The organism is Actinomyces faecalis (genome assembly GCF_013184985.2).
GTDB classification, from domain to species: Bacteria; Actinomycetota; Actinomycetes; order Actinomycetales; family Actinomycetaceae; genus Actinomyces; species Actinomyces faecalis.
The window spans coordinates 2,671,977-2,698,355 of sequence record NZ_CP063418.1 but is presented as its reverse complement, the minus strand read 5'-3'; the positions used below and the strand labels follow the sequence as shown (position 1 = coordinate 2,698,355).

Here is a 26,379-nt window from a genome sequence, read left to right as displayed (position 1 = left end):
TCTCAGTAAGAGGCCCTGAAATTCGTTTGACCCTGCGGGAAGACGAACCGTATCGTGGTGAGGACGTTCGTGTGGAGTCACGTCCCGGTCCATGGGGCAGCCAGCACGAGCGACAGTGCCGCGAATCCCGTGACGCACTGTTCCGATCATCCGACCAGGAGTACACCCGTGAGCAAGCGGACCTTCCAGCCGAACAACCGTCGTCGCGCCAAGGTGCACGGCTTCCGCACGCGCATGAGCACCCGCGCCGGCCGCGCCGTTCTCGCGTCCCGCCGTCGCAAGGGCCGCGCGCGTCTCGCTGCCTGACACGTGCTCCCGGCCGCGCACCGGATGCTGCGGAGTGAGGACTTCACGACCGCGGTGAGGTCGGGTGCGCGCGCAGGCAGCCGCAGGCTCGTCATCCACTACAGCGCCGGCGAGACCGGGGACACGACCCCGGCCCTCGTCGGCGTCGTCGTGCCTAAGAAGCAGGTCCCCAGGGCCACGCACCGCAACCGGATCAAGCGACGCGTTCGTGCTCTCATGCGTGAGCGAGTGGCGAGTCTTGAGCCAGGAAGCAGGATCGTGCTGCGCGGGCTGGCTGGTGCCGACGGCGCTTCGAGCCAGGAGCTGGCCAAGGACCTGGACCGCCTGCTTGCGCGCGGTCAGCAGGCTGGTTCGCGTCGTGCGGGTACGTCCTCATGAGCTCGCGGCAGCCTCTGCTCACCAGGGTGGTGCTGGCGCCGGTACGTGGCTACCAGCGCTGGGTCTCTCCGGCGTTGCCTCGTCGGTGCCGTTACTACCCGACCTGCTCGGCCTACGCCGTCGAGGCGGTCCAGGTGCACGGTCCGGCCAAGGGCGTCGTGCTAGCGCTGTGGCGTCTGGCTCGTTGCAACCCTGTGACGCGTGGCGGCGTGGACCACGTGCCTGAGCCGGGGCAGTGGCGCTACCACTATCCCCGCGACATCCCTCGACCCGAGGCAGGTGCGGCGACGTCGTCGCTCTGACTCAAGCCGTGGCCGGCACAGTCGGCCGGTGGCCGCACGAGATCTGTGGCCACGCCCCATCACAAGGAGTGCAATGGACGCGATCCTCTGGCCGCTGAAGGTGGCTGTCGCCTGGGTCATGGTCAACATCCACAAGGCCCTGGTCTTCATCGGCCTGCCGGACGGCCCTGGCGCGGCGTGGGTGCTGTCGATCGTGGGACTGACGGTCTTCGTGCGGCTGCTCATCATGCCGCTGTTCGTCAAGCAGATTCGTGCCAGCCGTGGCATGCAGCTGATGCAGCCCGAGCTCCAGGCGCTCCAGGCGAAGTACAAGGGCAAGACCGACCCGGCCTCCCGCCAGCGCCAGCAGGAGGAGATGATGGCGCTGTACCGCAAGCACGGCACCAACCCCTTCTCCTCGTGCATGCCGATCCTGGTACAGATGCCGGTCTTCTTCGCCCTCTTTCGGGTGCTGGCCTCGCTGCAGGCCGTGGCGACCGGAACCTACGCGAACCACGACTCGATCGGGCCGCTCACGGCCGAGCTGGCTGAGGACGTCCAGGCCTCCACCCTCTTCGGGGCGCACCTGTCTGAGTCCTTCATGAACTCCTCGGACGTGACGACCAAGGTCGTCACGGTCCTCATGATTATCGCGATGTCGGTGAGCCAGTGGTACACCATGGCCCAGCTGACGATGAAGAACATGCCCGAGTCAGCCAAGAACTCGGACAACCCCATGATGCGCTCCCAGCGCATGATGATGACGATCATGCCGATCTTCTTCGCCTTCACCGGTGTCCAGTTCCAGATTGGTGTCCTGGTCTACTGGGTGACCACCAACCTGTGGACCATGGGTCAGCAGTTCCTCACGATCCGCAACATGCCCGCGCCAGGCTCTGAGGCGGAGAAGAAGTACCGCGCACGCGTCAACGCTAAGCGCGCACGCAAGGGTCTGCCGAGCCTGGAGGAGGAAGAGGCAGCCAAGCGCGCTGCGGAGCTCGAGGCTGCCGGGAAGACCGGTGGTCAGCGGGTCCAGCCTGTACGCAAGAACCGCCAGAAACGTGCTGGTTCAGCTCTTCCCCAGACCGAGGAGCAGCGTTATCAAGAGAACCAAGCGGAGACCGAGTCGGCGATCGAGGAGATCGAGACCAATATCGTGGGTCTGACTCCCGAGGAGATCGCCCGCCGTCGCTATGAGAAGCGCGCGCGCCAGCGTCAGCAGCGCAAGAAGTCCAACGGCAAGAAGCGCAAGTCGCGCTGAGCCGCCCCACCCAGGCCCTAGAGAACGGAACCCCTCATGAGCGAGAACACTACTGACTCCACCACTGTCAAGCGCCTCGAGGAGGAGGGCGAGGTCGGCGCGGACTACCTCGAGGAGCTCCTCGACATCGCCGACCTCGGCGGAGACATCGACATCGACATCGACCACGGTCGCGCCTCGGTCGCCATCGTCGCCTCGGAGGAGGGCGACGAGCGCGAGCTGGCTGACCTCGTGGGTCGTGACGGTGAGGTCCTCGAGGCCGTCCAGGAGCTGACCCGGCTGGCGGTCCAGGCACGTACGGGTAACCGCTCACGTCTCATGCTCGACATCAACGGCTACCGTGCCGCTCGTCGTGCTGAGCTGACGAAGGTCGCCCAGGAGGCGGTCGCCAAGGTTCAGGCCACTGGCGAGACCGTGGCCCTGGAGCCGATGAACCCCTTTGAGCGCAAGGTCTGCCACGACGTCGTCGCGGCTGCTGGCCTGGTCTCGGAGTCCGAGGGGGCTGAGCCGCACCGGCACGTCGTCGTCCTTCCTGCTGAGCAGCAGGATGAGGCGGATGAGCAGGACTGACTCGAAGCCATGAGCGAGACGACGCCTGTGCAGGGTGACGGGGTGGTCCCGGCGGGTGACCAGGCCGCGGCGGGGGAGGACTTCGAGCAGCCGACGGCGCAGATGCGTGAGATGTTCGGTGTCGCCTTCTCGGCGGCTGAGCACTTTGCCGACATGCTGGTTGCCGAGGGCGAGCTGCGTGGGCTGGTGGGGCCGCGTGAGCTACCACGGCTGTGGTCGCGGCACATCGTCAACTCTGCCGCCGTCGTCCCCTTCCTGCCCAAGCGGGGAACGGTGGCGGATGTAGGGTCAGGTGCGGGCTTCCCGGGCATTGTTGTCGCATTAATGCGTCCAGATCTAGATGTAACGCTTATCGAAACGATGGAGCGGCGGGTCGAGTGGCTCGAGCTCGTCGTGGCCGAGCTGGATCTGGACAACGTCATGGTCCGGAGGGCACGTGCTGAGGAGATCAAGGACCGCTACGACGCCGTGACGGCGCGAGCGGTTGCGAACCTCTCGAAGCTGGTGCGCCTGACCTCAGGACTCCTTCGGCCGGGTGGCAGCCTGCTGGCTCTCAAGGGTGCGAAGGCGCAGCAGGAGGTCGACGACGCCACGTACGTCATCAAGAAGGCCAAGCTGGAGCCGGCGGTGATTCACGAGGTTGTCACCCCGGGCGAGGAGCTGACCCGCGTCATTGAGGTGCGTCGTCATCGCGGATAGAACCCGGGTGCCTCGGCGTGTGCCGACCAGCCGAGTTGTGACTGATGTGGGGGTCACTGTCGTGGACAGTGGCCCCCACAGTTCATGTCAGTGGACTCACGTAGACTGGGCTGCCTGGGGAGTGACCCCACAGCTCTGGTCGTCCGAGGAGGACAGGTTTGTCAGATTCGTCCATCTTCGACCAGCTCCGGGCTGATCACGCAGCCTTGAACCAGGTGACCGCTGAAGGTTTTCCTCGTCCCGAGCAGACTCGGGTGATTGCCGTGGCGAACCAGAAGGGTGGTGTCGGTAAGACCTCGACGACTGTCAACGTCGCGGCTGCGCTGGCGGAGGCTGGTCTCAATGTCCTGGTCATCGACGCCGACTCTCAGGGAAATGCCTCAACCGCCCTGGGTGTTCCGCACGGCGAGGAGGACGTGACGCTCTATGACGTCATGGTTGAGGGAGTACCAGTTGCCGACGTCGCTGTCCAGACACGCTTCGCGCCGACTCTGTGGTGCGTGCCGTCCTCGATCGATGTCGCTGCCGTCGAGATCGAGCTCATCAGCTCTCCTCAGCGAGAGTCCCGATTGAGGCTGGCCCTGCGTGAGTACCTCATCACTCTTCGCGAGGCGGGGCAGGAGCGTCTCGACTACGTCCTCATCGACTGTCCACCGAGCCTCGGCATCATGACGATCAACGCCTTCGTCGCCGCTGGTGAGGTCCTCATTCCGATGCAGGCCGAGTACTACGCTCTTGAGGGTCTGGCCCTGCTGACGCGTTCGGTGGAGAGGATCGCGCAGATCCACAACCCGGCGCTAGGCGTGTCCATGATCGTCCTCACCATGTTTGACAAGCGCACAACCTTGGCACGTGATGTCGAGGAAGAGGTTCGGACCTACTTCCCGCAGGCCACGCTTGAGACGAGGATCCCACGATCAGTGAGGATCGCGGAGGCGCCGTCTTATGGAGCCCCTGTGGTCTACTGGGACCCCCGGTCAACGGGCGCCGTGGCCTACAAGGTCCTGGCTCAGGAGATTGCGCAACGTGGAGCGCAGGGACGTACTGAACTGGAGGAGAACTGATGGCACAGAAGAAGCGTGGCCTGGGTCGGGGTCTGCAGGCACTTATTCCTGAGGCGCAGGCAGAGAACCCGTCCCGTCGTCCTTCAGACGTCTTCTTTCCCTCCGCTGCCGGAGCTGAGACGAGCGATGGCGCAGCCTCTACGCATGCCGCAACCATCGCGTCGACGCTGTTGGCGCCGTCGAAGCGTATGCAGGCTTCCAAGCGCGGCGGGCAGCGTGAGGCTCAGGATGTTTCACGTGAAACATCGGGTGAGGCGATTGGTGTCGTCGAGCAGTCGGAGAGTGTTTCACGTGAAACACTGCGTGCTGAGGCCGGACAGGGACGGGTCAGTGACCCCAGCGACCCCAGTGCGGCGTTCGAGAGCGCGCCCGCTGCGGCGGGCCTGGTCCCGGTACCCGGCGCCACCTTCGCCGACCTGCCTGTCGAGCTGATCGCCCCGAATCCGCGTCAGCCACGCCAGGTCTTTGATGAGGAAGACATCGCCGAGCTCGCGGCCTCGATCAAGGAGGTGGGGCTGCTTCAGCCGATCGTCGTGCGTCGCATCGACGGTACTGACGGTGAGGCGACGCGCTATGAGCTGATCATGGGGGAGCGCCGCCTTCGGGCCTCACGAGAGGCTGGGCTGGAGACGATCCCTGCTGTCGTTCGGTATACCGAGGACGAGGACCTGCTCCGGGACGCACTCCTAGAGAATCTCCACCGCGTCCAGCTCAATCCACTGGAGGAGGCTGCCGCTTACCAGCAGCTGCTTGAGGACTTCAGCTGCACTCACGCGGAGCTCTCCACCCGTATCGCGCGTTCTCGCTCGCAGATCTCCAACACGTTGCGGCTCATGAAGCTCCCTCCCTTAGTGCAGAGGCGGTTGGCGGCTGGAGTGCTGTCAGCCGGTCATGCGAGAGCCCTCCTCGGGCTCCCTGACGCTGCGGCCATGGAGAGGCTGGCGCAGCGCATCGTTGCCGAAGGACTGTCCGTGCGCGCGACGGAGGAGCTCGTGGCACTGCACGATGAGCCGGTGGGGGAGGTCAAGGCGCCCGCACTGCGGTCACGGAGCATCCCGATGCCGCAGCTGTCGAGCCGCCTGTCGGACGTGTTTGACACACGCGTCAAGGTGACCCAGGGTGCCAAGAAGGGCAAGATCACGATCGAGTTCGCGGGAACAGAGGACCTCGCCCGCATCGTCGAGGCCCTGGCACCGGGAACTGACCCGCGTGAAAGCTGAGGCCGCTACATGCCGACGCTGACGCAGCGGCGACCATGACAGCAGGAGGCCGGTCAGTGTTTCACGTGAAACACTGACCGGCCTCCTGCATGGGGCCTCTTGTGTGGGACGTCAAGACTGAGGCAGACCGACGTTTCCGGCGCGTGGATCCAAGGCTCAGTGCGCGCTCCGTTCTGCCCCGACCGGGGCAGTCTGACATACGCCGACCGGTCAAGGGCCAGAAGCCCGGGGGGCGAGAAGGTCTGGGGTCAGGAGTGCACGAGAGGATGACGAACGAGCGCGTCGTAGAGACCGGGGAGATCCCCCTCGGCCTCAGCGGCCAGTGGGAGCAGGGAGGTCTCTGTCATCCCGGGGACCACGTTGACGTCAATGAACCAGGGTGTGCCCTCGTCGTCGAGAATGAGATCCGTGCGAGAGACGTTTCCGAGGCCAAGGGTCCGGTGCACGGACACGGCCATCTCCTGGACCAGCTCCGTCTCCTGAGCGGTCAGCCGTGCCGGAGCAAAGTACTCCGAGCGACCAGGGTTATAGCGTGCATCGAAGTCGTACTGGCCCTCAGCGACCACCTCAACGGGCGGCAGCGCACGTGGACCATCGCCCGCATCGACGACTGATACGGCGATCTCGCGGCCGTTGACGTATGCCTCGATGAGCGCACGCTCGTCGTAGGCGAAGCAAGCCACCATGGCGTTACGCAGCTGATCAGCGTCAGTAGCTAGCGACACTCCGAGGCCAGAGCCACCCTGCTGCGGCTTCACCACAACGGGAAGGCCGAGCCTGCTCACGACGGTACCGAGAACCTCCTGGGCGCCGAGCTGGGAGAAGTAGGCCTTGGGCAGGGTCAGGGAGTCTGGCGTCTTCACACCTGCCGCACGCACGCCGGCTTTTGCCGTGGGCTTGAAGGAGGCGCGCTGGCACCCGTCGGAGTGCGTCCCGACGTAGGGGAGGTCGAGAGCAATGAGGATGTTCTGCAACCCCCCGTCCTCGCCGGGACCGCCGTGGACCAGCGGCCACACGACGTCAGGCCCGAAGGCGCGAAGTGAGGCAATGGTTCGGGCGTCGACGTCGAGCACGAGGACGGTGTGGCCGAGGTGCTTGAGCACCTGTGCGACGCGGTTGCCTGAGCGCAGGGAGATGTCGCGCTCGTGACTCAGTCCACCGGCGAGAATCGCGATGCGCAGGGGCTCGGATGAGGATGGGGCGGTGTAGGTGGTCATCGTGTTCCTCAGATCTGGTCGGGTGCGGGGGCGACGACGCCGTCGTCATCGCGGGAGCGGGCTGGGCCGAATAGCGTGACAAGGTCGAGGTCTCTGACCACGACCTCAGAGAGCCGACGGACGCCCTCGCGGATCTCAGTGGGTTCCGGGTAGCAGAAGGACAGACGCATGTGGTCACGGCCGGCTCGCCCGCCGGCGTAGAAGGCCGTGCCGGAGACGTAGGCGACCAGGTTCGTGACAGCACGCGGAAGCATCTCCTTGGCGTCCAGCCCGTCAGGGAGTCCGACCCAGACATAGAAGCCGCCATCGGGCACGTTCCACGTGCACATCGGCATGAACTCGTTGAGAGCCTCCACCATAGTGTCACGACGCCTGCGGTACATCCCACGGAACTCGCGGATCTGCGCTTTCCAGTCAAAGCTGTCGAGATACATCGCGATGGAGTACTGGCCGACGGAGGACGGGCACAGGATCGCCGCCTCCGAAGCGAGCTTCATCTTGTCCCGCACAGCCGGAGGAGCGACGGCCCAGCCGACCCTGTAGCCGGGTGCGAAGATCTTGGAGAAGGAGCCGAGGTAGACCACGTCGTCAGGGGCCAGTGTCTTGAGAGCCGTGTAGGTCTGTCCCCCGAAGCCGAGAAGACCGTACGGGTTGTCCTCGACGATCAGGATGTGGTGGCGGCGGCAGATCTCGATGACCTGTGGACGTCGCTCCTCAGACAGCGTCACCCCGGCCGGATTGTGAAAGTTGGGCAGGCAGTAGAAGAACTTGATGGAGTGACCCTCGCGCTCGAGCTGGGTGATGCGCTCCTCTAGGGCCTCAGGAATGACTCCGTCAGCGTCGATCTCCACGTGCTGGACGTCAGCCTGGTAGGTCGAGAAGATGCTGAGAGAACCGACGTAGGTGGGTGCCTCAGCCAGGATGACGTCACCTGGGTCGATGAAGAGCTCGGTGATGATGTCGACAGCCTGCTGCGAGCCAGTGGTGACGATGATGTCCTCAGGGTCGGCGTCGATGCCTTCCAGCGCCATGATCTCGGGGATCTTCTCACGCAGCGCAGGAAGGCCCTGCCCGTTGCCGTACTGGAGCGCCCGACCGCCGTCCTTGCGGATCATCTGGGCCGTGGCATCAGCGAGGCGGTCGAGGGGGAGGTCCTTGAGGTTGGGCATGCCACCAGCGAGGGACACGACTTCAGGGCGCGAGGCGACGGCGAACAGGGACCTGGTCTCGGAGGCGCGCAGCCCATGAGCTCGTGCTGCATAGGAGTCCAGCCAGGGATCGAGTCGGTTCCCACGTACCTGGTGCGCGTCAGTCACGTCCAGCTCCTCTCAGGCGGGACCTTCCGCGCCTAGAGCACAAGTTTGCCACGTGGTGGCGGCTCACAGAGATCACGATCACTGTGTAGGAACAGAGGATGGATGTTTCACGTGAAACATCGCCGGGACACCGGTGCCAGCAGCGGGAGCCGCACTCAGGCCAGTGCTGAGGCGACGATGAGGGCTCGCAGCTGCGCGACGTCGTCGTCACTCTCCGTCACGTACTGCTCAGAGTCCAGGAGATCCCGAAGCTCGGGAGCGACGGGCGGCTCCGAGCCGATCGCCTCGGCCACGGTCCCACCGAACTTGGCTGCCTTCGCGGTCTCCAGCACGAATGTGGGGAATCCGGGCTCCATCTCGCGTAGGGCGACGGTCACGCCGTCGGCGGTGTGCGGATCGATGAGACGGCCTGTGGCGTCGTGGACCTGACGGATGGTTGCGAGGCGGTCCGCGTGAGTGGATCTGCCGGAGACGAATCCGAACTCGTCACGCATCCGTGAGCGGTGTGCGGACAGGTCAAGGCGACCGCGCTGCTCGAGCTCCCGCCACGCGGGGATGAAGGCCTCTTCGCCGAGAAGCTGGTGGATGAAGCGCTCGAGGTTGGAGGCGCGTGAGATGTCCATGGACGGGCTGGAGGTCGCAAGCGTGTCTGCTCCTGCTCGTGGGGCGTAGACGCCGGTGCGGAAGAACTCGTCCAGGACGTCGTTCTCGTTCGTGGCAAGGATCAGCCTGCGGATCGGCAGCCCCATGCTGCGTGCGAGGTGCCCGGCGTAGATGTTGCCGAAGTTTCCGCTGGGAACCGCGACGTCGATACGGAAGGTGGCACGCTGCTCGGTCGACAGGGTGTCAGTGGCACGCAGCCATGTCCACACGTAGTACACGACCTGGGCCGCGATACGACCGAAGTTGATGGAGTTGACCGCACCGATAGAGTAACGGCTCTTGAAGCTGGCGTCGGCGTTGACCGCCTTGACGAGGTTCTGACAGTCGTCAAAGACTCCGGCCACCGCAATGTTGTGGATGTTGGGGTCACTCAGGCTGTACATCTGCGCACGCTGCACAGCACTCATCCGCCCCTGAGGGGAGAGCATAAAGACGGAGACGCCCTCCTGGCCGCGGAAGGCGTGCTCAGCAGCCGAGCCGGTGTCACCGCTCGTGGCACCGAGGATGTTGAGGACCTTGCCCTGTCCTCGCAGCACGTAGGGGATGGCCTGGCCCAGGAACTGCATGGCAAGGTCCTTGAAGGCCATTGTGGGCCCCTCGGACAGGCCGACGAGCCCGAGCCCGGCAGAGACCTCGCTGAGGCTGCTCAGGGGGACGGCGGGGGAGGGGAAGCGGTGCGGGCCGTAGGCCTGAGCGGTCAGCGTACGCAGGTCCTCGGTATCGATGTCGGTGGCGTACAGACCGATGACACGCGCGGCGAGCTCGGGGTAGCTCAGCGGGCGCAGCTCCTCCAGGTCAGCTGCTCCCACCTGTGGGATCTCGGCCGGGACAGCCAGTCCACCGTCAGGTGCGAGCCCGGACAGGAGCACGTCAGTGAAACCGAGGGGCTCCATGCCCCCGCGCGTGGAGATGAACTGCATGTCCTCCGCCTTCACAAGCCGCTGATGCGGCCTCAGTGTACTGGTGGCTGGGTGCGGGAGCAGGAGCCTCCGTATGGCGGGCGGCCCACCTGCGACGAGCGCCGCCCACGTGAGTGGACGGCGCTCACCACGCTCAGGTACGGCGTGGACAGACGATCTCGTCGATGCGTCTCAGGCGAGAACCTTCTCGACCTCAGCCTTGAAGGCAGCCTTGGGGCGCGAGCCGGCGAACTGGTGGAAGACCTCGCCGTCGCGGATCACGGCGAAGGTCGGGATCGACTGGACGCCGTAGGAGCGGGCCGTCGCCGGGTTGGCGTCGACGTCGACCTTGACGAACTTGACGCGGTCACCGAGCTCGGCGGCAACCTCGTCGACGATGGGAGCCATCTGGCGGCACGGGCCGCACCAGGTGGCCCAGAAGTCGACGACGACGGGGGTGTCCGAGGACAGGACCTCGTCAGAGAAGGTGGCGTCGGTGACGTCGAGTGCGTTGGACATGAGGTTTCTCCTTGGATGAAGTGGTCGCGGATGTGGCTACGAGATATGGCGGCCGGTAGCTTGGTGGCTCAGGCCTGGAAGGGAAGCGAGGTAGTGCTCGGCGTCCAGTGCCGCGCGGCAACCGGAGCCCGCAGCGGTGATCGCCTGCTGGTAGACCGGGTCGGCGACGTCGCCGCAGGCGAAGACGCCGGGGATCTTGGTGCGCTGGCTGGGGGCCTCGACACGGATGTAGCCCGCAGGGTCGAGGTCAAGCGCGTCGGCGACGAGCTCGGAGCGCGGGGTCTGGCCGATAGCCACGAACAGCCCGGCAGCCGGCAGGTCCCGACGCTCCCCGGTGACAGTGTCCTCCAGGGTGACGGACTCCAGAGCCTGCTCGCCGTGCAGGGCGACGACCTGGGAGTTCCAGGCGAAGGAGATCTTCGGGTCATCCATGGCCTTACGGGCCATAGCGGCCGAGGCGCGGAGGGAGTCGCGACGGTGGACCACCGTCACCGAGCTGCCGAAGCGGGAGAGGAAGGTGGCCTCCTCCATGGCGGAGTCACCACCGCCGACGACGACGATGTCCTGGTCCTTGAAGAAGAAGCCGTCGCAGGTGGCGCAGTAGGACACACCGTGCCCGGACAGACGCTCCTCACCGTCCAGGCCGAGCTTGCGGTACTCCGAGCCGGTGGAGATGATGACCGAGCGGGTCTCGTAGACCTCGTCATCAGTGGTGACGCGCTTGACCTCGCCCTCCAGGTCCAGGGCGGTGACGTCCTCGTAGCGGATGTCCGCACCGAGGCGCTCGGCCTGCTCCTGCATGTGGGTCATGAGGTCGGGGCCCATGATGCCCTCGGTGAAGCCGGGGTAGTTCTCGACCTCGGTGGTGTTCATCAGCGCGCCACCCGCCGTGACTGATCCTGCCAGCACGATCGGTGACAGCTGCGCACGTGCTGCGTAGATGGCAGCGGTGTACCCGGCTGGTCCGGAGCCGACGATGATGACGTCGTGGATCATGGCTCTCCTCATGTCGAGCGTTCAGGAGGGTCGGCGTGACCCTGCCTCCAGTATTGTCTGTGGAACAGGTGATAGGACGCGAATGTTCCGAAGTATTTACCTATCGAAGAGTGATCTCGCCGATAGTCACCTTGAGGAGCCCGTCGGAGGCGGTGGGAAGCTCAGTGACCCACACCACTATCGAGCTCGTGGTGGTCGCGGGTATCTCGAAGGTCGTCGTGCCCTCGGTGAAGGCACCCTCAGCCAGCAGGGTCCCGCCCTGAGGGTCCTCAGGCGAGGTCGAGCGGATCTCGACGTGCCCGCCGCTGCCGGTGCCCTGCATGTCGATGGCGGAGACCTCAGCCTCCTGCGCCAGTGTCACACCGACGCCCAGCCCCTGCTTCCAGGCCAGGGAGGAGGACGCGTAGTAGCGCGAGTACCACGAGGTCGCCGGGTCACCGTCAACGAGAGCGGAGGCGAGCTCGGGGTGCTCGTTGTCGTCCCCGTGGGGATCCAGGGACTGCGCCCCAGAGACCGTGATCGGTGCCGCTGCCTCCTCGGCCTGCGACTGTGCCTGACCGTCCTCCTGGGCCTCATCCGGGGTCGTGGCGGCTACCGTGGGAACTGTCTTGGCGGCCGGGACGTCCTCGTCGCTGATCTTGAGGCTCGCCAGGGACAGCAGGTTGGTCACTGCGAAGAAGGCGCCGACGAGCACGGTGACGAGAGCGGCGACAAGCACTATCGCCGTCGTCCGGCTGACGGCGCGCGAGGCCTCCTGCTCCTCCTCGCTCACTGCCGGGCTCTCAGGGCTCTCAGGCTCGGGTGCCGGAGCGGGAGCTGGCTCAGGCTCGGGAGCTGACGGCGTGCTCGGGCGGGGCAGGGCAGACGCCGGGGGCTCCAGGACCTCGTCCGCGTCGAGCGCGGGGTCCAGAGTGGGGGCCGACGGCGTCAACGAGCTCGGCCCACTGGCCTGCGCCGGGTCGGGGGTGAGGGCTGAGGGCGCGGGTGCCTGTGCTGCGACTGGCTGTGCAGGGGCCTGATCCTGGTCGCCGGAACCTGCAGCACGGCTCGAGCGTCGGCTGCTCGCCAGCGCCCCGAGACGCCCGAGAAGCCCCTGAGCGGCGTCGACCAGACCAGAGCCCAGGGCGCCGGTGGCCGAGGACGGGGGCGTCGCCTCGGACGCAGGCTCCTGGACGGGAAGGACAGAGGTGTCCCAGGGGCTGAGAAGCGCAGCCACCTCGGCCGCCGAGGTCGGGGGCGCTGCTCCCCAGGTCTGGGCGACGAGGGCGTCGAGGTCAGCGTCGGAGTCAGACATCCCTGAGGCGAGCGTGGAGGGTGCCACGGGTGTGCCACCGCTGAGCGGGGCCGAGGGGATGCCGGTCCGCTTGCCGGGCCATCGGCCCGTGAGGCTGAAGTAGAGGAGCTCGACCAGTGCGTGGGCGTCAGCGCGGTCGGCTGCCAGGGGGTCGTTCCTGTCAGCCTCCAGGCCCAGCACCGCGGCCTCGATGCCCACGCCACACACCTGCACCGAGCCGTTGGGACGGATGCGCACGGAGTCGGGGGAGAGGTTGAGGTGGTGCAGGTCCCTGCGCGAGCAGGCGTCAAGGACCTGGGCGACCTCGCCGACGACCGCGCGGGCCTGGGCGGGTGTGAGGCCGGTGGCGGCCAGGACGGACAGCGGCTGGCCGGCAGTGGGTTCGGTGACGATGAAGGCGGGGTTGCCCTGCTCGACGTCGTAGACGCGCTGCATCCGCTGGTCCTCCACCAGGACGGCGCGTGTGGCAGCCTCCAGGACCTCGCGGCGGCAAGGGGTGATGTCCGTCAGGGACAGGACGGTGACTGGCCGGTCCAGGATCGTGTCCTGACCACGATGTCGCAGGACGCGCGGGAGCGTGGCAGGCAACGGAGAGACCAGTTGGTAGCGACCGGAGCCGATCGGCGTGCCGTCACCCATGGTGTCCCCTCCCGTGCGCAGTGACGCATACATCCCGATTCTATCGGCAGCAGCGCCAGGCATCGGAACCCCGCTGGCGGCCGGGACGGGTGCGGGTGCGTGGTCAGCAGGCTCGGCGGCCGGCAGGGCCAGGGCTTGTCCGCCCCGTCGGACCGCACGGCCCAGCCCGCCAGGCAGTCGGGCGCCCAGCGCCAGCAGGACCTTGGAGGCGGGGCGGAACAGGACCCCGAGCTCGCTCACGCGCAGCACCCGAGCCACGGCCAGGTAGACCAGCGTCATGACCACGGCGGTCACGAGGATGATGACCAGGGCGTCCAGGGCGCGCGTGCCGGTCATCGAGCCGTCGGCCGGGCCGATAAGACCGCGCGTGAGCACGCCGACGACGACCGCCAGGGCCGCTGAGGCGATGAGACGGGCGTAGGTGGACAGGATGCGTCGGCCGTCCAGGTCCGGCAGGTGGCGACGCAGCAGCGGGATGATCGCGACGCACGCGGCAGCCAGGGAGATCGTGTTTCCGGCCGCAGCCAGCACCATCCAGTGCGTGGCCGGGGCCAGCAGGAACGCCAGCAGGCAGGACAGGACGGCGATGCTGCCCACGACGCAGTCAGCGGCCAGCAGGCGCTTGGTGTCCGCGTAGGCCAGCATGACGCGCTGAGTAGTGAACCAGGCGCCCTGGAAGATGATGCCGACGGCCAGGACCGACAGGATCGGTGCCGAGGCGTCGGCCACCTCGCGGGAGATCGAGGGGACGAAGAGCTGGAGGGCAGGGCCTGCCAAGGTCATGATCCCGGCGGCGAAGAGCACCGTGAACACGGCGATCGAGCGCAGCCCCAGCGACAGGTCGTCACGCACGCCCTCGGCGTCACCGGCCGCAGCCTTCTCACTCATACGCGTGAACAGCGCGGTGATGATCGAGGTGGTGATGAGGGACTGCGGGAGCATGTAGACCAGCAGCGCGTTGGCGTACATCGTCGTCGAGGGGACGATGACGTCGGCGTACCGGGCTGACTCCGCGGCCGTGACGGCGCGTGACCCCAGGTTGGTCACCGCCAGGTCCCCCAGCGAGACGATGGCGGTACCCAGCAGCGCCCACAACGCGACCTTGGACATCGAGCCCAGGCCTAGTCCGCGCACACCGAAAACGAGACGTGGACGGAAGCCGCAGCGGCGCAGGGGGACGTAGAGGACCAGCGCCTGGACCGCGATGCCCAGCGTCGAGCAGCCGCCGATGAGGATGACGCGGCTAGCGTCCCAGATGCCAGGGTCCTGCCCAGCGGAGTAGCCGCCGTACAGGTGGAGGTAGGCCAGGATCGAGGCGATGGAGATGATGTTGTTGAGCACCGGCGACCACATGTAGGGGCCGAAGCTGTGACGGGCGTTGAGGACCTGGCCCCACAGGGCGTACAGGCCGTAGAAGAAGACCTGCGGCATGCACCAGAAGGCGAAGGCGAAGGCCAGCGGCTGCCAGCGTCCCAGGCCCGAGGCGTAGAGCATGATGACCACAGGGGCTGCCACGGTGAGGACGGCGGAGACCGCCGCGATGAGCAGGCCCGCAGCGGTCAGGATCCGGTTGACCAGCTCCTCACCGTTCCTCTGGCGCATCGCACGTACGATCTGCGGCACGAGGATGGCGTTGAGGACACCGCCGATGATGAGGTTGTAGAGCTGGGTGGGCAGCATGTTGGCGACGTTGAAGGCGTCAGCCGCTCCCGACGCCGTCGCCCCCAGGGCCGCGATCAGCAGCGCGTTGCGCACGAGGCCGAGGACGCGTGAGGTCAGGGTGCCTGCCGCCATGACGACGCTGGAGCGTGCGATCGAGGACTGGCTCATGGGGCCTCCTAGCCGGCTTCAGTGGTGGACGCGCGGGCGCCGGCGGTGGCCGGGGCCTTGAGGGACTGGCCGTCGGCGTCGGAGCGACGTCCGCGCCGGACCGTGCGCACGATGCCGACCACCAGCATGACGGCGAGCACCGCCGCGATCACGGTGGTGCCCAGGGACTCCCAGTCGGCGCGGACCCGGGTGTGCAGCGTCAGCGGGGTACCGACCGGCGTGCCGTCGGCAGACAGCAGGGTGATGTGGACGTCGACGTCTCCGCTGCCAACCGCCTTGATCGGGATGGTGACAGAGACCTGCCCGTGGGCCGGGACCGTGGCCGTGACGTCCTTGACGGCCTGGAGCCGGGTCGAGCTCGGTCGAAGCCTCACCTGCACGGTGACCTCCTGGTCCAGACCTGACTGGATCCGCAGCGGCAGGTCAGCCGAGGAGGAGATGACGTTGATCGTCGAGGAGGGCACCACGGTGACGCGGCTGGTCACCGCGGTGCCGGCTGAACGAGCCTGGTCAAGGTAGGCCGTGCGTGCCTCCGCGTCCGAGCGCCACGAGGTGGCCGCAGCCCAGGAGGTCACGTCAGTGGCGGTCCCCAGGGCCGGGGACGGAGAGCTGAGGACGGAGGCGATCGAGGCCAGGTCAGAGCTGAGCTGCCGGGCCTCAACCAGCTCCTCCTGCGTCAGCTCGCCCGGGGCGGAGTCCGTCTGCGGCGGCTGCGAGCGCTCAGCCTGGGTGCCGGCCTCCTGCTCCTGCTGCACGGAGTCAAGGAGCCCGGTCAGGTCCTGGGCCGAGGTCCACGACGAGCTGAGCAAGGACCCCAGCCGCTTTCCCAGGACCTCCGGGGAGGTCCGGGCCGCGTCCTCGCGGCTGACGGTGACGACGAGGTTGCGGTGGCGGTTAGGTGCCTGGCGGGTCAGGATCGCAGACTCAGCACGGATCAGCTGACGGGTGTCGAGCTCGGAGCCGGTCCGAGCCACCTGCTCGCCGTCGGCGGAGGCAGCAGGAAGCTGACCGGCCAGTGCCGCGGTCAGGTCGGTCTCAGGGACGAGGACGGTGCGGCCATGGGTGCTCGTCCCTCCTGACGGGGTGTAGGTCAGGTCCTCGGAGACCGCCAGGTCCCCGGCCTGGGCGACGACGGAGGTCACCGACTGCGGGAGCAGGTCCAGGGTCGTGGTGTCCAGGGGGCCGGTGGCCAGGACCGTCGTCGTCACGACGTCGTCCCAGGAGCCGACGGCCTGCTGGGAGCGGGCCAGGGCGGAGGAGATCTCCTCCACCTGCCCGAGGTGGGCCAGGGCCGTGAGGTCAGCGTCCGCCCACGGCAGGGCGATGACCGTGCCCTTGGTCAGTGCGTCGCGTACGGCCTGGCGCAGCTCAGCAAGACGAGCGGAGGACACCGCGACACGAGGGTGGTCACCCGCTGCAGCGGCGGCAGGGCCAGAGGGCGAGCCGCCTGCCTCGTTGGCCGGGGTGGCGCTCGCGGCCGGAAGCGGGGAGGCGTCGTCGGAGGCAGGATCCGAAGGGCTGTCCTGCGCGGTCGTGGCCTGCTGAGGAGCCTGCGGCGCGTCAGGGGAGTCGGTGGAGGACCCTTCCGGCTCCGCCTGGGACTCATCCGGTTCAGCCGTGGCGCCGAGGACCTCCATGAGCGCGGGGTCGACGGCGAGGACCACCCCGGGCCCGGCCAGCGAGAGCAGGCCGGTGACCCGTGTGACGAGGTCGTCCACCGCGTCGTGCTGGCTGGCGGTCTGCCCGGAGCCGTCCTCGGTCTCGGGCAGGGAGGTCTGTGAGGCGGTGGCCTGCGAGGGAGAGGGCGAGCTGGCGGCCTCAGCCGAGGTACCGTCCTCCGGCGCCGGGTCGGTGACGCTCGCGGTCGCCAGGAGGCTCATCTCATCGGCTGAGGCCACCACCGGGACGATGGCAGTGACGCGCGTGGCGTCGACCTCCACGTCTGCGTCCCACACCACGACAGTGCGGTCGCTGGAGACCTCCTCACCGTCCTGCAGCACCTGGACCTCGACCCCACGAGGCCCCCACTGCTCGGCGGAGGTGAAGGGGAGGTCGGCGGCAGGGACGGTGAGGGAGAAGCCGCGGACGGTGCCGGGCGCGACCTCGCCGTCAAGCTCCAGGGTGGCGACGGTGGAGAGGTACCCGGTGCGCTCAGCGGCGAGCCAGGAACCCAGGGCCGCCGTCGTGACCTCCGTGGACCGCTGGACCCGGACGGCCAGCCGGACGGAGGACAGGGCCGAGTCCGTGCCGTTGGCGATCGTGCCGTTGATCGTCAGGTCCTGGTCGCTGGCCAGGACCTCGGCAGACAGTGAGTCCACGGAGGTCGTCACCTGGCCCTCGACCACCTCGGCCGCGGAGCGCACGGTTGTGCGGGAGGCGAGCGGCGCCGTCATCACGGCGGCCTGTGAGGCGGGAACCGGGACCGTGGCGACGCCAGCCAGGCCCAGGGCGAGAACAGCACACACGCCCGCGGTCGCGGAGCGGGCGTGGGCGATGGCGGTGGGCCGACGGCGGGCCGAGCGTGCGCGGCCGAGCCTCACCAGCGCCCTCACCCGTCTCCCACGAGGATCTCGCGGGCCGTGGCGACGATACGGCGCTCGTTGGGGTAGGCCAGGCGGCGGGAGACCTCCTCCAGGTCCACCCACGCGACGTCCTCGGCCTCGTGGTCAGGGTCGTTCTCCGTGGTCAGGGTGCCGCCAGTCGCCTCGAGGAGGAAGTGGTGGACGACCTTGTGGACGCGGTGGTCGTCCCCGCCAAACCAGTAGTCGATCGTGGCCAGGTGCCGCAGGACGCGTCCGTGGATACCGGTCTCCTCGGCGATCTCACGCACGGCCGCCTGCTCAGGGGTCTCAGTGCCCTCGAGGTGCCCCTTGGGCAGGCACCACTCCAGGCGTCCGCCGCGGTTGCGCCGGGCGATGACGGCCGTGACTGCGCGCCCGTCCTGGACGTCAATAACCAGGCCGCCGGCACTGGTCTCGTCAACGACGGGGAGGCTGCGCGCACTCGTCCTGCGCGGCTGGGAGCCCGCGCGGGGTCGGCGAGTGCGGTGGCTAGGCATAGGGACACTCTAGGCGGTCTTGACGTGAGTCTTGGCCCAGGTCCGAGGTGGCGTGCCTGGCAGGCAGGCGTGCGGCGGGGAAAAGATGGCACTCTAGGGTCGATGACGACGACGAACGCGACCTCCGCCTCCTCCACACCTCGCGGCCTGACTGAGACAGCCCTGGACGCCCTGGCGCAGCTGCCGCCCTCGCTGGCAGCCCTAGGGCACCTCTTCGTGCGTGCGGGCCACGAGCTGGCCCTGGTGGGTGGACCGGTGCGTGACGCCTTCCTCGGCGTGGTGCCTCACGACCTGGACTGCACCACCTCCGCCCGGCCCGACGAGACCGAGGCGATCCTCACCCAGTGGGGTGACGCCTGCTGGGACATCGGCAAGGAGTTCGGCACCATCGGGGCGCGTAAGGGCGACGTCGTCGTCGAGGTGACGACGTACCGCACCGAGGAGTACGAGGTCGGCTCACGCAAGCCCGTCGTCGCCTACGGGGACACGCTGGAGGGTGACCTCACCCGCCGTGACTTCACCGTCAATGCCATGGCGCTGCGACTGCCGGACCTGGAGCTGGTGGACCCCTGCGGGGGGCGTGCTGATCTTGAGGCAGGCGTGCTGCGCACACCCGTCACGGCCGTGCAGTCCTTTGACGACGACCCGTTACGCATCATGCGCGCGGCGCGGTTTGCGGCCCAGCTCGGCCTCGACGTCGAGGTGGACGTCCTGGAGGCCATGAGCGAGATGGCCGGGCGGCTGGAGATCGTCTCGGCGGAGCGCGTGCGGGCTGAGCTGGAGCGGCTGCTGACCTCCCGCTGGCCCCGGCGCGGGCTGGAGCTCATGGTGCACTCCGGGGTGGCCGACGTCGTCCTGCCGGAGCTGTCCGCCCTGCAGGAGACCGTGGACGAGAAGGGGCGCCACAAGGACGTCTATGAGCACACCCTCACGGTGCTCGACCAGGCGATCGCGCTGGAGACCGGGCCGCAGGGACCGGTTCCGGCTCCCGACCTCGTGCTGCGCCTGGCCGCCCTGCTCCACGACATCGGCAAGCCGGCGACCCGCCGCTTCGAGGGAGGTGGCGTGGTCACCTTCCACGCCCACGACCTCGTAGGGGCGCGGATGGCCAGGAAGCGTCTGACGGCTCTGCGCTTTGACAAGCAGACCATCAAGGACGTGGCGCGGCTGGTCGAGCTGCACCTGCGCTTCCACGGCTACGCCGACGCGCGCTGGTCCGACTCGGCGGTGCGCCGCTACGTCACGGACGCCGGGCCGCTGCTGGAGCGCCTGCACCGCCTCACGCGTGCGGACGTGACGACGGGCAACAAGCGCAAGGCGCAGATGCTCTCGGCGGCCTACGACGACCTGGAGGAGCGCATCGCCCAGCTCGCCGAGGAGGAGGAGCTCGCGGCGATCCGTCCCGACCTGGACGGCCAGCAGATCATGGCCGAGCTGGGGATCGAGCCGGGCCCGGTCGTGGGGCAGGCGTACCGCTTCCTCATGGACCTGCGCATGGAGAAGGGGCCGATGGGTGAGGACCTGGCTCGCCAGGCCCTGCACTCGTGGTGGGCCGCACGAGGAGAGAAGTAGGCCGGCGCGCCGTTCCTGGTGCTCGTGCTCTGTCTGGTCTAGATTTCGTGCCCTGTCTGGTCCACTTTCGTGGTTGCGGCCCGCGCCGTGAGACCACTTTGCCCATTCGCTGAGATGTGGGCAAAGATGGAGTATGCGCGTGCATAACTTCTCAGCAGGACCCGCCCAGCTCCCTCTCCCCGTTCTTGAGCAGGCCTCCGCCGAGCTCACCGACTGGCGAGGTTCTGGAATGAGCGTCCTCGAGGTCTCTCACCGCGGCAAGGACTTCACCGAGTGCGCCGCTGACGCCGAGGCCACGATCCGCCGCCTGGCCGGCGTCCCGGACGACTATGCCGTGCTCTTCCTTGCCGGCGGTGCCACCGGCCAGTTCTCCGCCATCCCCGGCAACCTCACCCAGCGCGGGGACACGATCGCCTACCTCAGTACGGGTCAGTGGTCAAAGAAGGCGATCAAGGAGGCCACCCGTCAGGGCCTGGAGGTCAAGGTCGTCGCTGACGAGGCCGGCTCCTCCTACACCACCACCCCTGCCCCCGGCTCCTTCACCGTCCCCGCCGACGCCACGTACCTCGGCTACTGCGCCAACGAGACCATCGGTGGCGTCGCCATGCCCTACGTGCCCACCGAGGAGGCCGCAGGCGTGCCGATCGTGGCAGACGTGTCCTCCATGTACCTCTCGCGTCCCATCGACGTCACCCAGTTCGGCGTCGTCTTCGGCGGTGCACAGAAGAACCTCGGCCCGGCCGGTATGGACATCTCCATCATCCGCCGCGACCTGATGGGTCACGCCCGCTCGGACGTCCCGGCGATCTGGGACTGGCAGGTCATGGCGGACAACGACTCCATGCTCAACACCCCGCCCACCTTCTCCATCTACCTGCTCGGCCTCATCCTGCACTGGATCGAGGACGAGGGCGGTCTGGAGGCCATGGCGCAGCGCAACGACGCCAAGGCCGCCCGCCTGTACGAGGCCATCGACTCCTCCGGCTTCTACCACAACCCGGTGGAGCCCGGATCGCGCTCGGCGATGAACGTCCCCTTCACGCTGGCCGACCCCTCTCTCGACGCCGACTTCCTCGCCGGCGCCAGTGCCGCCGGGCTCGTCAACCTCAAGGGCCACCGCAGCGTTGGCGGCATGCGAGCCTCGATCTACAACGCCATGACCGATGAGGGCGTGAGCGCCCTGATCGACTACATGGCTGATTTCGAGCGCACCCACGGCTGAGCGCGAGGTGGGCCGACGGCGCAGCCAGGCTCCGCCGTCGGCCCACCCGAGCCCGTGGCCGCCCACGCGGGAGCCGGAAGACGGTTTCCTGAGTGTTTCCTAGATGACTGTCCCAGCCTGATTCACTACGCCTGCAAGCCGCCAGCACCGGAAGGACCATGATGACCAAGCTGCGCGTCAAGACCCTCAACGCCATCTCCGCCAGCGGACTGACCCGTTTCCCCGCTGAGCGCTACGAGGTTGGCGAGAGCGTCGACTCTCCCGACGCCCTGCTCGTGCGGTCGGCCAAGCTGCACGACACCCCGATCCCGGAGTCCGTCCAGGCCATCGCCCGCGCCGGCGCCGGGACGAACAACATCCCCGTGGCTGAGATGACCAAGCGCGGTGTCCCGGTCTTCAACACCCCCGGTGCCAACGCCAACGCGGTCAAGGAGCTGGTCCTGGCCGGCCTGTTCATCACCTCGCGCAACCTCATTCCCGCCGCCCGCTTCGCCCACGAGCTCTCAGGCACCGACGCCGAGATCGCCAAGGCGGTGGAGGCCGGCAAGAAGCAGTTCGTCGGCTTTGAGCTGCCAGGCAAGACCCTCGGTGTCATCGGTCTGGGAGCGATCGGCGTGCGCGTGGCCAACGCGGCGCTCGGGCTGGGCCTGAAGGTGGTGGGCTACGACCCGGCCATCTCCGTCGACCACGCCTGGAACCTGTCCGCTGAGGTCGAGCGTGCGGAGTCGATGGAGGAGGTCTTCAAGCGGGCCGACGTCCTCACCGTCCACGTCCCTCTCATCGACGCCACCCGTGGTCTGGTCTCGACCCAGCGTCTGGCCCTGATGAAGCACTCGGCCGTCATCCTCAACTTCGCCCGGCCCGAGATCGTGGACGAGGCGGCGATCGTCTCCGCGCTTGACCAGGACTACCTGGCTGGCTACGTCTGCGACTTCCCGTCGACGGCGGTCCACAAGCACCCTAAGTGCATCTCGCTGCCCCACCTGGGTGCTTCCACCAAGGAGGCCGAGCGCAACTGCGCCGTCATGGCGGTGGACGAGCTGCGCGGCTTCCTCGAGGACGGCCAGATCCACAACTCGGTCAACTTCCCCGAGGCGGTGATGGCGCGTGAGCCTGGCACCTTCCGCCTCCTCATCGTCAACAAGAACGTGCCGAACATGGTCGGCCAGGTCTCCACGCTCGTCGCCCAGCGCGGCCACAACATCGCCAACCTCCTCAACCGCTCCCGCGGTGAGCTGGCGGTGACGCTGGTCGACGTCGAGGGCGATGCTGACTCCCAGCTGGCTGAGGAGGTCCGCGGGATCGACGGCGTGCAGAGCGTGCGTCTGATCCCAGCCCGGTCCTGAGCGGCGTGTTTCCGTGCACGGGGGCGTGCGTGCTACCTGGCCGTCAACGCCGCCCTGCGGATGAGCCATGTTTCCGTGCACGGGGGCGTGCATAGGTCATGGCGGCGTGTTATCGCTGGTAGCCGGCGTGCATCCGTGTCGTGGTGGCGTGGGTGACATCTGAGGGCGTGTCCTGATGCGTTGAGGGACACGCCCTCATTGTCTGAGTACGCCGCGGTATGACGGATGCACGCCGCCAGGGCTTCACAGAGGGCGCTCTTATCGTCTACTATCTAGTAACTACTAGATAAGCGGCGAGGGCGCCGCAGGAGGTCACCATGACAAGCCCGACAACGAGCTCCGCGAACCGTCTCCTGTTCGGCGCGGCCTACTACGACGAGTACACCCCTGCCTCGGCAGGCGAGGACCGCCTCGAGCGCGACATGCAGATGATGGTCGAGGCCGGCTTCACCACCATCCGCATCGCGGAGTTCACCTGGGGCACCTGGAACCCCGCCCCCGGCGTCTTCGACTTCACCCACGTCGACCGCGCGATCGACGCGGCAGCCGCCCACGGCCTCGAGGTCATCATCGGGACGCCCACCGCCGCGGTGCCCACCTGGCTCGTCGCCCGCCACCCCGAGGTCATGGGCGTCAACGCCCAGGGGACCCCGAACAAGTACGGTCCACGCCAGAACATGGACATCACCGCTCCTGCCTACCGCTACTACGGCGAGCAGGCCATCCGTGCGCTCGTGGCCCACACCGCCCCGCGTGAGAACGTCATCGGCTTCCAGCTGGACAACGAGACCAAGTACTACGACGCCTACAACGCTGACATCCAGCGCGCCTTCGTCGACTCGCTCAGGAAGCGCTTTGGCGGCGACCTCGACGCCCTCAACGCGGCCTACGGCCTGAACTACTGGGCCAACCGGATCAACGCCTGGGAGGAGTTCCCGGACGTCAACCAGACGATCAACGGCTCCCTAGCCGCAGCCTTCGACTCCTTCCGCCGCTCACTCGTCACTGACTTCCTCCTGTGGCAGCGCGCCATCGTGGACGAGTACCGCCGCGAGGACCAGTTCGTCACCCACAACTTCGACTACGAGTGGCGTGGCTACTCCTTCGGGATCCAGCCCGCGGTCGACCACTTCAAGGCGGCCGAGGCCGTCACCCTGGCCGGGGTCGACATCTACCACCCCACCGAGGACCAGCTCACGGGCAAGGAGATCGCCTTCGGTGGGGACGTCAACCGCAGCCTCAAGGACGGCGCGCCCTACCTGGTCCTGGAGACCGAGGCCCAGGGGCAGATGGGATGGCTGCCCTACCCCGGCCAGCTGCGCCTGCAGGCCTACTCCCACCTCGCCTCCGGCGCGCACGGCATCATGTACTGGCACTGGGGCTCGCTCCACAACTCCTTCGAGACCTACTGGAAGGGCCTGGTCTCCCAGGACTACTCCGCCAACCCCACCTACCTGGAGGCGGCCCGCTTCGGCGCTGAGATCAAGGAGCACGCCGCGTCGCTGGCAGGCCTGACCAAGCGCAACAAGATCGCCGTCATGGTCTCCAACGAGGCCTACACGGCCCTGGAGTGGTTCTCCATCGACTCCGGCTTCCCGCGCCACTTCGGCGGGGGCGGCGCCAGCTACAACGACGTCTTCCGCCTGGTCTACGACGCCCTGTTCGAGGCCAACCTTGAGGCTGACATCGTGCCGGCCGACGCCCCGGTCGAGCGTCTGGCTCGCTACGACGTCCTGCTGGCTCCGGCCCTGTACGTCACGCCGGAGGAGACCATTGCCAGCCTGCGCGCCTTCGTCGAGGGCGGTGGCCACCTGGTGACGACCTTCCGCACCGCCGTCGCCGACGAGAACGTCCAGGTCTTCACCGACCGTCAGCCCCACGGCCTGTCCAGCCTGCTCGGCCTGGGCACCGACCAGTTCACCCGGCCCGACGGCGTACGGCTGGCTCCCGCCGGGGCGCTCGCCGCCGCCCTGCCCGAGGGCGCCGACCTGGGGCTGACCCACTTCATGGAGCTCATGACCCCCGTCGAGGGCGTGGACGACGTCGAGGTCCTGGCTACCTACGACCACCACGCCTGGTCCGGCCCGGCCATCGCGGCCCGCGCCGTCGGCTCGGGTTCCATCACCCACCTGGCTGCCTGGGCCAGCCCCGAGGTGGTGCGCGCCGTCGTCACGCTCGTGGCCGAGCGTGCTGGCGTGACCGACTGGGCGGGCGAGCTCGCTGGCCAGGTCACCGTGCGCAAGGGTGTCAACGGTGCCGACCGACCGCTGGCCTACCTCCTGCGCTACAGCCACGAGCCCGTCACCCTCACCCTCCCGGTGGGCGGTACCGACGTGCTGGGCACGCTCGGTGAGCCCGGCGCCGTCCTGGCGGCGGGTACCACCGTGACGCTGCCCGGATGGGGAGTGCTCGCCCTGGAGGGCGAGCAGGCCTGAGCCTCGGGTCGCCGTCGTCACCCACGACGACGGCGACCGCTCGCCCGCCGCTGGGCAGGCGCCTCAGACGCGCCCGGGCCGGTCCGTCCCGGGACCACTGCAAGGACGCACAAGACACGTAAGGAGACTTCCATGACCGCACAGCCCACCTGGGTCGTCACCACCGAGCACGAGTCCTGGGCCACGCCCGCCACGGGTGTCACGATCACCCCGATGGACGAGTTCCCCGGTGCCCTCATCCAGACCGACAAGCCCGCTCAGGAGATCGAGGGCTTCGGCGTGTGCTTCAACGAGCTGGGCTGGACCTCGCTGGCCCGCCTCACGGAGGACGAGCGCGCCGAGATCCTCAAGGAGATCTTCTCCCCCGAGGGCGGTAACGCCTCGGTGTGCCGTATGCCCGTGGGCGCCAACGACTTCTCGATCGACTGGTACTCCTACGACGAGACCCCCGGAGACTTTGAGCTCAGGGACTTCTCGATCGAGCACGACGAGGCCACGCTCGTTCCCTTCATCAAGGCCGCCCAGGCGGTGCGAGGGGACCTGCGCCTGTGGGCCTCGCCGTGGTGCCCGCCGACCTGGATGAAGACCAACGGCCACTACGCCTGCGGCGTGCCCAGCCCGATGGCCCAGCAGACCCGTTACGACAACGGCCTGACCCCGGACCGCGCCATCCCCGAGGGCACCGACGGCTTCATCCTCGACGAGGAGCACCTGGACGCCTACGCGTGCTACTTCGGCAAGTTCATCGACGCCTACGCCGAGCACGGCATCGACATCTCCATGGTCATGCCGCAGAACGAGTTCAACTCCGACCAGGTCTTCCCCTCCTGCACCTGGACTCCGGCGGGCCTGGCCCGCTTCCTGCGTCACCTCGTTCCCGAGATGAGCAAGCGTGACGTCGAGGTCTTCCTCGGCACCGTGGAGCGTCCCGACGAGCAGCTGGTCGAGGAGGTCCTGGCCGATCCTGAGATCGGGGACAAGATCCGCGGCGTCGGCTTCCAGTGGGCCGGCAAGGGCGCGGTGCCCTACGTCCACCACGCCCACCCCGAGCTCAAGATCTACCAGAGCGAGCAGGAGTGCGGTGACGGCAAGAACGACTGGCGCTACGCCCGCTACGCCTGGACGATGATGCGCCACTACTTCAACCACGGCGCCAACGTCTACGACTACTGGAACCTGTCTCTGGACGAGGGCGGTGTCTCGCGCTGGGGCTGGAGCCAGAACTCCTTCGTCACGGTGGACCCGGCTGACGCCACCTACACCTTCAACTACGAGTACTACATCTGGAAGCATCTGGCTCACTTCGTCCAGCGCGGTGCACGCTTCCTGCCGACCCTGTCCTACACCGGTTACGAGAACGTGCTCTCCTTCGCCAACCCGGACGGCTCGATCGTCATCGCGGCCCAGAACGACATGACCACGGAGATGCCGATCGTCTTCGGCGCGGCGGGCAGGCTCATCAAGGCCACGCTCCCGGCTGACTCGGTCTCCACGATCCACGTGCCGGCCGAGCTGCTGGCCTGACCCGGGACCAGCCAGCCCAGGTAGCGACGCAGGCGGACCGGACGGTGACCTCACTGTCCGGCCCGCCTGC

At 67.8% G+C, this 26,379-nt stretch carries 21 protein-coding genes; 13 read left to right on the top strand and 8 right to left on the bottom strand.

Annotated features, from left to right (window positions below; all coding sequences use genetic code 11):
* The first annotated feature begins 168 nt into the window (after positions 1 to 168).
* From rpmH to HRL51_RS11510, 8 genes are all read left to right on the top strand, one after another.
* Positions 169 to 306: a 50S ribosomal protein L34 gene (rpmH, locus tag HRL51_RS11545; protein ID WP_006547843.1), complete on the top strand. Its 138-nt coding sequence runs from the start codon at positions 169 to 171 to the stop codon at positions 304 to 306.
* Positions 307 to 309: 3 nt separating this feature from the next.
* Positions 310 to 684, top strand: a complete 375-nt coding sequence (gene rnpA, locus HRL51_RS11540; RefSeq protein WP_172121186.1) for a ribonuclease P protein component — start codon at positions 310 to 312, stop codon at positions 682 to 684.
* Positions 681 to 986: a membrane protein insertion efficiency factor YidD gene (gene yidD, locus HRL51_RS11535; RefSeq protein ID WP_172121187.1), complete on the top strand. Its 306-nt coding sequence runs from the start codon at positions 681 to 683 to the stop codon at positions 984 to 986. Before rnpA ends, yidD begins: the two co-directional genes overlap by 4 nt.
* Positions 987 to 1,059: 73 nt before the next feature.
* Positions 1,060 to 2,226, top strand: coding sequence for a membrane protein insertase YidC (yidC, locus tag HRL51_RS11530; RefSeq protein WP_172121188.1), 1,167 nt, complete (start codon positions 1,060 to 1,062; stop codon positions 2,224 to 2,226).
* Positions 2,227 to 2,262: 36 nt separating this feature from the next.
* A complete protein-coding gene (locus HRL51_RS11525) occupies positions 2,263 to 2,796 on the top strand; it encodes a Jag family protein (RefSeq protein WP_172191910.1) in 534 nt (177 codons plus the stop codon).
* 102 nt (positions 2,797 to 2,898) lie between these two features.
* Positions 2,899 to 3,495, top strand: coding sequence for a 16S rRNA (guanine(527)-N(7))-methyltransferase RsmG (rsmG, locus tag HRL51_RS11520; protein ID WP_172192047.1), 597 nt, complete (start codon positions 2,899 to 2,901; stop codon positions 3,493 to 3,495).
* 158 nt (positions 3,496 to 3,653) lie between these two features.
* Positions 3,654 to 4,559, top strand: coding sequence for a ParA family protein (locus HRL51_RS11515; protein ID WP_172191908.1), 906 nt, complete (start codon positions 3,654 to 3,656; stop codon positions 4,557 to 4,559).
* A complete protein-coding gene (locus HRL51_RS11510) occupies positions 4,559 to 5,779 on the top strand; it encodes a ParB/RepB/Spo0J family partition protein (RefSeq protein WP_172191906.1) in 1,221 nt (406 codons plus the stop codon). Before HRL51_RS11515 ends, HRL51_RS11510 begins: the two co-directional genes overlap by 1 nt.
* Positions 5,780 to 6,027: 248 nt before the next feature.
* Here HRL51_RS11510 and HRL51_RS11505 read toward each other — a convergent pair whose 3' ends face one another.
* From HRL51_RS11505 to HRL51_RS11470, 8 genes are all read right to left on the bottom strand, one after another.
* Positions 6,028 to 6,996: a D-alanine--D-alanine ligase family protein gene (locus tag HRL51_RS11505; RefSeq protein ID WP_172191904.1), complete on the bottom strand. Its 969-nt coding sequence runs from the start codon at positions 6,994 to 6,996 to the stop codon at positions 6,028 to 6,030.
* Positions 6,997 to 7,004: 8 nt separating this feature from the next.
* Positions 7,005 to 8,312: an aminotransferase-like domain-containing protein gene (locus tag HRL51_RS11500; protein WP_172121193.1), complete on the bottom strand. Its 1,308-nt coding sequence runs from the start codon at positions 8,310 to 8,312 to the stop codon at positions 7,005 to 7,007.
* A gap of 155 nt (positions 8,313 to 8,467) precedes the next feature.
* Positions 8,468 to 9,895 (bottom strand): threonine synthase, encoded by a 1,428-nt coding sequence (thrC, locus tag HRL51_RS11495; protein ID WP_172191902.1) that lies wholly within the window; start codon positions 9,893 to 9,895, stop codon positions 8,468 to 8,470.
* A gap of 171 nt (positions 9,896 to 10,066) precedes the next feature.
* Positions 10,067 to 10,393 carry a thioredoxin gene (gene trxA, locus HRL51_RS11490; RefSeq protein WP_172121195.1) on the bottom strand — a complete coding sequence of 109 codons (327 nt, stop codon included), beginning with the start codon at positions 10,391 to 10,393 and terminating at the stop codon, positions 10,067 to 10,069.
* 36 nt (positions 10,394 to 10,429) lie between these two features.
* The gene (gene trxB, locus HRL51_RS11485) at positions 10,430 to 11,389 is read right to left on the bottom strand and encodes a thioredoxin-disulfide reductase (RefSeq protein ID WP_172191900.1); all 960 of its coding nucleotides are present in this window, start codon (positions 11,387 to 11,389) and stop codon (positions 10,430 to 10,432) included.
* 100 nt (positions 11,390 to 11,489) lie between these two features.
* Positions 11,490 to 15,152 (bottom strand): murein biosynthesis integral membrane protein MurJ, encoded by a 3,663-nt coding sequence (locus HRL51_RS11480; RefSeq protein WP_172191898.1) that lies wholly within the window; start codon positions 15,150 to 15,152, stop codon positions 11,490 to 11,492.
* A gap of 8 nt (positions 15,153 to 15,160) precedes the next feature.
* Positions 15,161 to 17,692: a DUF6049 family protein gene (locus tag HRL51_RS11475; RefSeq protein WP_172191896.1), complete on the bottom strand. Its 2,532-nt coding sequence runs from the start codon at positions 17,690 to 17,692 to the stop codon at positions 15,161 to 15,163.
* An 8-nt stretch (positions 17,693 to 17,700) separates the two neighbouring features.
* A complete protein-coding gene (locus HRL51_RS11470; RefSeq protein WP_172121199.1) occupies positions 17,701 to 18,210 on the bottom strand; it encodes an NUDIX hydrolase in 510 nt (169 codons plus the stop codon).
* Positions 18,211 to 18,312: 102 nt separating this feature from the next.
* Between HRL51_RS11470 and HRL51_RS11465 the strand changes: the two genes are divergently transcribed.
* The 5 genes from HRL51_RS11465 to HRL51_RS11445 all read left to right on the top strand — a co-directional run bounded on the left by HRL51_RS11465 (position 18,313) and on the right by HRL51_RS11445 (position 26,309).
* The gene (locus tag HRL51_RS11465; protein WP_172191894.1) at positions 18,313 to 19,782 is read left to right on the top strand and encodes a CCA tRNA nucleotidyltransferase; all 1,470 of its coding nucleotides are present in this window, start codon (positions 18,313 to 18,315) and stop codon (positions 19,780 to 19,782) included.
* Between the two features lie 133 nt (positions 19,783 to 19,915).
* The gene (serC, locus tag HRL51_RS11460) at positions 19,916 to 21,004 is read left to right on the top strand and encodes a 3-phosphoserine/phosphohydroxythreonine transaminase (protein ID WP_172121201.1); all 1,089 of its coding nucleotides are present in this window, start codon (positions 19,916 to 19,918) and stop codon (positions 21,002 to 21,004) included.
* A gap of 161 nt (positions 21,005 to 21,165) precedes the next feature.
* Positions 21,166 to 22,350 (top strand): phosphoglycerate dehydrogenase, encoded by a 1,185-nt coding sequence (locus HRL51_RS11455; RefSeq protein WP_172121202.1) that lies wholly within the window; start codon positions 21,166 to 21,168, stop codon positions 22,348 to 22,350.
* Positions 22,351 to 22,667: 317 nt separating this feature from the next.
* Positions 22,668 to 24,785 carry a beta-galactosidase gene (locus HRL51_RS11450; RefSeq protein ID WP_172191892.1) on the top strand — a complete coding sequence of 706 codons (2,118 nt, stop codon included), beginning with the start codon at positions 22,668 to 22,670 and terminating at the stop codon, positions 24,783 to 24,785.
* Positions 24,786 to 24,917: 132 nt separating this feature from the next.
* On the top strand, positions 24,918 to 26,309 hold the full coding sequence (locus tag HRL51_RS11445; protein WP_172121204.1) for a glycoside hydrolase family 30 protein: 1,392 nt from the start codon (positions 24,918 to 24,920) through the stop codon (positions 26,307 to 26,309).
* The last annotated feature ends 70 nt before the right edge of the window (positions 26,310 to 26,379 follow it).